This is a genomic window from Pseudorhodoferax sp. Leaf274, assembly GCF_001422445.1.
Taxonomy (GTDB): Bacteria; Pseudomonadota; Gammaproteobacteria; order Burkholderiales; family Burkholderiaceae_C; genus Pseudorhodoferax.
On record NZ_LMNA01000016.1, the window covers coordinates 21131 to 27460 of the forward strand.

A 6330-nucleotide genomic window follows, 5' to 3' on the forward strand; every position below is an offset into this window, starting at 1 on the left:
CGCGCATGCTTTCGTACCCCGCCGCGACTCTTCGCGTCACAGAATCCGGCGAGCGCCGCGTGTTGGTGCCTGCGATCGCTGCAGCAGCGGGCCAGATGGGGCTGATTGTTGTTAGCGATGACCAGGCGCGAATGTGCCTGATGCGCCACATGGCTGGTCTATCAAGGTCGCCATCACTGGGCTGGATTGTCGAGGGAGCGGAGGCCGACCCGCAGCCGGTCGCTAGCGTTCAAAGCGAAGTGCAGTACGGGTTGATCTATGAGAACTCAGAGACGCAGTTGTCCGGCCTGTTCGACGGCGTCGCATCTGAACTGGTTCTGCCTCTTGCACTTTCGGGAACGACTAGGGCACAGCAGGCGCTCGAGTTGGAGTATCAGCTCGGGGTATGGGGCTTGGCGTCCAAACGTCAGTCGAGCCTCGCCGACCTCTCCGATGGACAAAGGCAGCGTCTCTTGTTGGCTAGCATGCTCCTCGCGAACAACGACGTGATACTACATGACGGCATCCTTGGATACATCGACCCGAAGGCCCGGCTTCGCCTTCTCTCTTACTTGAAGGTCCACCTCCTTGCGACCGGACGGGTTTTGCTGTTTTTTGCCGCAGCCACGGATGCCCTATGCCAGGAACTGATGGACTTCACGGTGGTCGCCCCCACCAGTCATCGGGAGGCAGATACAGAGATCGTCAAGGTCTCTACGCGATCTGATCGTCATGTCGGAGCGTTGGACTCCGCGTTAATCTCCGTACGAGATCTCGTCTGGAAACCACCCAACTCAAGCATCAGCCTCTTCGGTAGCCTGTCGTTCTCGTTGTTTCGCGGTCAGGCCGCTCTTGTGACAGGACCAAACGGTTCGGGTAAGTCTAGCCTCGGCTACCTGCTTGCGGGCATCGAGACTCCATCTTCCGGAGCCATACTCGTCTCGGGCGTTTGCCCGTCAACCGGGGCGGGAACACGGGCCCCTGACGTCCGCGTTGTTCCTGCCGACCCTGACTGTTTGCTGGCCGAAGAGACGGTTAGTGAAGAATTGATACGGTCGGCGCAAAGCACTCTAGGCGAGGCCGATGTCGATTTGCTCAAGCGATTGCTCGGTATTGACTCGCTAGACGACCGTAGTCCGTTTTCTCTGCCATGGCACCAGAGACGCAAGGTTGCGTTATTGCAGGCAATGATTAGTGCAGAACTTGCAATTTTCCTGGACGAACCGACCGCGGAAATTTCTGATCTGGATGTAGATCGATTGGAGAGAGCGATCGAGTTCTGCGTGGTCAAGGGATTGATCGTGATTTGCGCCAGCAACGACATCCGTTTGATGAAGTCGAAGGTCTTCGATGTAACGATTGCCCTGCCCGCATCGACCGGGACTGTTGATCTATCCGGGCCTGTACCTGCCGCGGTGGAACTGAATCCTCGAATTCTTCGTTCACTCGACAAGGATCACGAAGTCATTGCTTGGGAGGCCGCCGCGAACGCCTGGATCGCGAACGCTGGCGAGTTTTGTCTGTTCTGGACGCGGTTCGTGTACCCGACGCTTACAAAACTGTTGAACGAACACATTGCATTGCCTGCGACTGCAAGCTTGTTGGATTTAGGATGTGGTACCGGACTCCATACGAGGGCCGTGCGCAACCTGCTGTCGACGGCGGGGTGTCGAATCACAAGGACAGTTGGAATCGACGCCATAGATCGCTTCATCCAAGTTGCGAGGCTCAATTCCGCCGAGTCCGAGATATTTCTTCGTGCCGATCTTGCAGACGAGGCGATTAAATCCCGCCTAGATGTCCTAATGCCCGAAAGTGACGAAACAGTCTTGGTCACGGCATTCTTTATCTTACACGACCTTCCCTCGCTCGCCGTGATATCCGCGCTGCTGGCCCGCCTCAAGCGGCGGGGAGCCATATTTCTGGGTGTCGTGGTGTCTCCCAGCTTCATCGAACAGGCTTCGGCGAGGGACGAATTTCCTCTTTACACACTACCACTAGTCGCAGGAGAACGGCGCGACTGGGATTCATGCGGACTGTTCAAGGTCTCGTCTGATTCTGAAAATTCTCTGGTCGTGCCGTACTTCCACCGCTCGACTCAGCAATACGTCGACGTGCTGAGGAGTGCTTGGGGGCCAGTCTCCATACATCACTCGGAAGCAGCAAAGCGTGCGGCGAACCGAGGTGACGCGTGCCGTGACGACGAAATTCTCTTCCTCGTTTCACGTGCCGAATAGTAGCGCTGGTGGGGGTCTTCAATCTAATAACCGCTTCTCATTTAAAACGTTGAGTGTCGCTGTCCGGTTCGTCAAGTAACGGGGTGACCGACTCCTGTGGGCGCACAGCTGCCGGCCGAGTCGACCCGCTCCCGGCCAGGAGCGGTCACCCAGTCGCCAGGCAGAATCTCCTCATGACCAGTCGTTCAAACGCTCCATGAAACCGTTCGCCATCGTCCTGCACGGCCCGACCAGCGCAGGAAAATCGACCATTGCGACCGCGCTTCAGGATTGCGCTCCGGCTCCCGCATTTCATGTGACCTTGGACGCGTTTGTGACGATGTCTAGACGGCGTGATATGCGAAGTGCAGAAGAGCAACGCTTGGCCTATCGCATCCACTGCGACAACCTTCGCTCCACACTTCGCCGGCTTGTCGACACGGACTTTGAAATCATCCTCGACACCGTGCTTCGTGATGAAGAGGAACTACAGGCCTGCATTAACGTTCTATCAGACCGTCAGCTTTGCTTGGTCGGTATCACGGCTCCGCTCGAAACCCTTGAGCGTCGGGAAAGTCTCCGTGAAGACCGAGCGACTGGCATGGCGCGGGAGCAGCTCGGACATTCAGTGTTCGCTCGGCCATATGACGTGGTGATTGACACTTCGACATGCACCGCCAAAGAAGCAGCCAACGTGATTCGGCGCTACCTGGACGCCACCGTCGGAGTGCCACGCCATTGAATGGCAAACTCCGGCCAGCAGCCGTCATCCACAACGTTGCTCAGAACCTGTCATCGGAGATTTCTCGGACGCGTCGGGACACGGGTGAGCGACGCATCGATCAGTCGCGATCACTTTCGCCACCTCGAAATAATGTCGGCGCGCTGAGGCAACAGCGAATCGCATCAGCCCTACGCCCGAAAAAAGGTTCGCTGCCTGCGGGCAAAACGATCCACCAGGGGAAGTTCATAAATCTTGTAGAAGTCGCGATTGCCGCGATTCGGTCGTTCACCGGTCTAACGCGAGGTTGAGTCCAACTGCCACAATAGAAACATACATTCTTTTCAAATCAGTTGACGACCTTGCGACTCCATCATCGTGCCGCACGGCGGTTTGATCGGAGAAGGATAGGGCATGCATTTTTAGGGCATAGACATCTAGAATCACGCAATTCGCCGTGCTAGCATGGGATTATCAATGTAGTCCTCCAGCCAAAATATGATGCATCTGACTTAGGGCGCTTTTGGCGCCAAGTAATTTTCCCTCATGTCCTTCTTGTATGCCTCTAATATGGATAGAGATTCTTCGGGCGATACGTCTCCTGAAGAGCGAAAATAGTCATTAAGTATTCGGACTCGTTCTAGATCCCGCCGAAAAAGTTCCTGAATTTGCGGCCGCGATTTCTCAGCGGAAGGTGCTCTACACAAGATGGTTTGGCATATTGGAGAACTGCTTGCGGCACACTGCTGGCATACGTTCTCGGGAGAGCGCTCTCCGAAACCTTCGAACAACTTCCGGCTATTAACAGCGCCAGCTAGTTTTTGCGAAGCTTCCGGTGCTTTGCAAAGGACGAGCGCACAAACCCCGCCTGGAGCGCCGCCGGCGCAACACCTGTTGACGCCAATTACGGATGACGCGCCGAAATCAATCTTTGGGTCCTTTGATAACTTCAGCCACTGAGTTCCGCTGGCACTAGGCAAACTATGGGGCACCGACACCTGTGCTACCGCCGAGATCCACAGAAACCCCAATAGACAAGCAGCAATTTTGAGCTGCGAAACGTGGAAGTACACAGCAATCTCCTCTTTCGGCAAGGCATCCTAAACCGTCATAACCTTTGCCGCAACGAGTCGACAAGCTAGTGTGGTGCGTTGTGAGAGTCCAACCGGCCGGGAATTCATCGACCCTCGCTTTCTTTGAAGCACCGCCATGTTGACCAGCAGCACGCCCTACCGAATTTCCTTGACGTCCGTGGCGAAGTCACAGACATTCTAGGCAGCCCCGCTCGCCGCATAGGGTCGGCGCGGCGGAGGTGACTTCATCGCTTATCTCGCGAGAGGATGACCAATGAATAGAGAAGCCCACGCAAAGTTCTCCAGCTTTTTGGATGGGATAAGTCAGTCTCAAAAGCTAAGAGAAGAGTTTCTAGCCGATCCTATATCGGAGCTCCGGAAAAAGTTGGAGTATACGGACGCCTTCACAGAAGAACACATTGGCCTGGCAAACGGAATGCTTCTCTCGGTTCTAGCCAAACCAGATGTGATTAGAAATCTTGTTGATCTGCATCAGAGACAAAAGGCTGGCGATATTACTGCTGACGAGAAGACTCTTGCCACCGCCAATTCCCTTGTCGCGGCTGCACCCGCTGCCACTCAGGAAAAGATCAAGCAGACGTGGGGCGGTGGCGATCTGACAATAGAGAAGCTAAAGGCCCCAGGGCCGGCGGCGATTGCAAACTTGTGGGTGGCGGCCAATGAGACTGCAATCGTTAATCATTTTGTAGTGCATAACACCGAGTATGTGACATCAGGGGCAAAAATCCTAAAGAGGAACGAGCTGATAAAGTTGGCCAATGAACTCACGAGAAACGTGTGATGGCGAATATACATCGTCCAAGCACTCTTTCGATCATGCCAACGTGGCAGTGCAATGCAAGTTGCTCAAACTGTGGAACACTTAGCCACCCTAAAAATAAGGTAGCTCTTGAGCCTGCACTGATCACGTACGCAATAGATCAGGCGAAGCGCGACAACATCGCTGTTGTCGTTTTTACAGGAGGCGAGGCTACGCTAAAACCTTCCGTGCTACTCGATGCGATTCGGCAGGCCACTGAATTAGGTATTTCGACTAGATTGGTCACAAATGCGTGGTGGGCCAAGTCGAATTACGCGGCGACCAAGATGTTAGCCCAACTGAAGTCCGCGGGCCTCAAAGAGATAAATTTTAGTACAGGCGATGAGCACGCCAAATTTATACCCGTGTCGTGCGTCGCAAATGCTATCGTCGCAAGTGTCGAGCACGGTTTTCATGCGTATGTGATGGTCGAGCTCGTGGCCACCGCGTCGATAACGAAAGAATCTGTCGTACACGAGTTGGAGAAGCTTAATTTTCATTCGGACGACAAAAGTGTTTCCTTCATTGAAAGTCCCTGGACGCCCCTCGATCCGTCTGCGATAGGAAATTATGCCGACGGCGTATGCGCTAACAAATCCAACCTTCCACAGCGCACTGGTTGCGACAGCATCTACAGTACACCGACTCTCCAGGCCGACGGAACTCTTGCTATATGTTGCGGAATAGGCATGCAAAAAGTCAAAGACCTTCAACTGGGGCAATTGGCGCAAGACGGCACTTCGCTTGGTGAGCTTTGCGAATCGGCTGAACTTGACATAGTAAAATTGCTGATTAAGCATTTTGGACCCGAGAAGACACTGGCGATGACCAGCGACTTCAGGGAAGATATTGTGTGGGAGGACATGTACGCACACAAATGCCAAGCGTGCATCCGAATCTTCTCCGACTCCAATGTTCTTAATGAGATTAGGTCGCGCGAATCATATTTTATGGCAAAGCTTGCCGCGTCCATGGGAATCGAAAGGATTTTGGAAGCCGCATTCGACGAGTAGGTTTGCTCGACTCGCGGAAGTGCATTAAAGGGGTGCGCTTTATGCGAAGGTCCGCTCCCCCACAATGCCAACGGTCGCTGTGGGCGCGCAGCGCCAGTTCGCCCGAGCTGACAGCGGACCTTGAAGCGCCAGATTCTCAAGATGGTCGAGCGACGATGACTGGGATGACCGCTGCGCACTCCAGTGCGGACGTTCGAGCCATGTGTGCTACGGAAGCCTTAGCGACCGCAGACTGGCCCAGACCACTCCTTCGCTTCTGGGGCAGCAACGGCTCCAACCGCTGCACAGCTGCCGCCCAGGCTCGCGAGGCGACCGACAGCAGAGGGCGCAGAGCGGTCGACCGGATGGCTCATGTAGTACGGCCGCAAGCAGTCTGGAGCAGTCGTTCGTGGCTTCGCGCCGAACGACTCTAGCTGTCGTTTCCCAAGAGGTTGTTCACCCGAAGTAGTCGGGGAAGATGGAGGTTCTCACGCCAAACCATCAACCCAGAACAACCTCGGATGAACAG

General features: G+C 54.8%; 4 protein-coding genes. All 4 read left to right on the forward strand.

The features are described from left to right. Window positions 1-5 precede the first annotated feature (5 nt). Window positions 6-2216: an ATP-binding cassette domain-containing protein gene (locus tag ASF44_RS31130; protein ID WP_082524842.1), complete on the forward strand. Its 2211-nt coding sequence runs from the start codon at window positions 6-8 to the stop codon at window positions 2214-2216. A 94-nt stretch (window positions 2217-2310) separates the two neighbouring features. After that, window positions 2311-2937, forward strand: a complete 627-nt coding sequence (locus ASF44_RS31135; protein ID WP_255358205.1) for an AAA family ATPase — start codon at window positions 2311-2313, stop codon at window positions 2935-2937. A 1326-nt stretch (window positions 2938-4263) separates the two neighbouring features. Further along, window positions 4264-4791, forward strand: coding sequence for a hypothetical protein (locus ASF44_RS31890; RefSeq protein ID WP_156374552.1), 528 nt, complete (start codon window positions 4264-4266; stop codon window positions 4789-4791). Window positions 4792-4826: 35 nt separating this feature from the next. Then, on the forward strand, window positions 4827-5822 hold the full coding sequence (locus ASF44_RS31895) for a radical SAM protein (RefSeq protein ID WP_162243826.1): 996 nt from the start codon (window positions 4827-4829) through the stop codon (window positions 5820-5822). The last annotated feature ends 508 nt before the right edge of the window (window positions 5823-6330 follow it).

Bases quoted from the DNA above. Each gene is read 5' to 3' on its own strand.
- ASF44_RS31130 (WP_082524842.1), top strand. From the start codon at position 6: ATGCTTTCGTACCCCGCCGCGACTCTTCGCGTCACAGAATCCGGCGAG.
- ASF44_RS31890 (WP_156374552.1), top strand. From the start codon at position 4,264: ATGAATAGAGAAGCCCACGCAAAGTTCTCCAGCTTTTTGGATGGGATA.
- ASF44_RS31895 (WP_162243826.1), top strand. From the start codon at position 4,827: ATGCCAACGTGGCAGTGCAATGCAAGTTGCTCAAACTGTGGAACACTT.